Genomic DNA, 1,218 nt, shown 5'->3' on the forward strand with positions numbered 1-1,218 from the left:
TCCACCCCCCCCCCAGCCGCTATATATCGAACGCCGTCGCAATCGCGCGTCAGTCCGAAGTGGCGATCGTGTTCGCGACGCAGTGGATGACTGAAGGTAAGGATGTCCCGGACCTCGGCCTGCCCAATGGCCAGGACGCGCTGATAGCCGCTGTCGCCGAGGCCAATCCGAACACGATCGTGGTGCTCCAGACCGGTGGTCCGGTCCAGATGCCCTGGCTTGCAAAGGCCGCTGCGGTAATCGAGGCGTGGTATCCGGGAGCGGCCGGCGGCGAGGCGATCGCATCGGTGCTGTTCGGAGAGGTAAATCCCTCGGGGCGCCTGCCGATGACGTTTCCTTCCGGCGTCGATGAACTTCCCCGCCCCCGGCTGGACGGCATCGAACTGGACGGCAACATTACGCCCGGCACCGATCTGTCGCAGCGGCAGCTTGCCGTGAACTACGACATCGAAGGTTCCGACGTCGGTTACCGCTGGAATGCCCTTCACGGACATAAGGCGCTGTTCCCGTTCGGCTATGGACTTAGTTACACCCGCTTTCGAACCGGCGACCTGAAAGTGAATGGCGATGCTGCGACACTCACCGTCACGAATACCGGGAGCCGAAGCGGCGCGACCGTCGCGCAGGTCTACCTCGTCAGTCGAAATGGAATGGCCAAGCGCCGCCTCGTTGGCTTCCAACGTGTCGAGATAGCCGCCGGCCGGTCGGTAAAGGTGAAGATCGCCATCGATCCCCGATTGCTGGCGGACTGGGGCGGCGGCGGCTGGTCCATGCCGAAAGGCGCTTATGTCTTCGCCAGCGGGGATAATGCCGAAGCGCTCGGTGACACCGTCAGCTTGTATTTGCCCGCGCGACAATGGCGGGACCGGCCGCTGGCCCAATAGTATGCCCTGACTTCATTCACGGGCGGTCGAACCCAGGAGGGTCGAGTGCACGCCGTGCCGCAAGGCGATCAGGGTATTTCGCCATTTTTTGGATGGAAACGGGGCGAGATTGCCGTGGCCACCAGACCGGTATTTCGATCGTGGCGCCCACACGGAAATTTCCTCCGGGTATAGCTCCGGGCTAGAGCGGGACGACTTCGGCGTGACGCGATGCCTCGGGCACTGTGGCCGGTGTGGCTGCCCGGTGACATTGCCGAGGTGTTTTACTTCCTGGCGGGCGACCAGTCCGCCAAGTCCACCGGCAACATGATCAACGTCGATGCGGGCAACGCCC

General features: G+C 63.3%; 1 protein-coding gene. It reads left to right on the forward strand.

From position 1 onward, the window contains the following. The coding region (locus tag LH128_RS26805) for a glycoside hydrolase family 3 C-terminal domain-containing protein (RefSeq protein WP_008832835.1) at positions 1–884 on the forward strand (884 nt) is incomplete at its 5' end. Positions 885–1,218 lie beyond the last annotated feature (334 nt).

The sequence above is a fragment of the Sphingomonas sp. LH128 genome, from assembly GCF_000293195.2.
In the GTDB taxonomy this organism is placed as follows: Bacteria; Pseudomonadota; Alphaproteobacteria; order Sphingomonadales; family Sphingomonadaceae; genus Novosphingobium; species Novosphingobium resinovorum_A.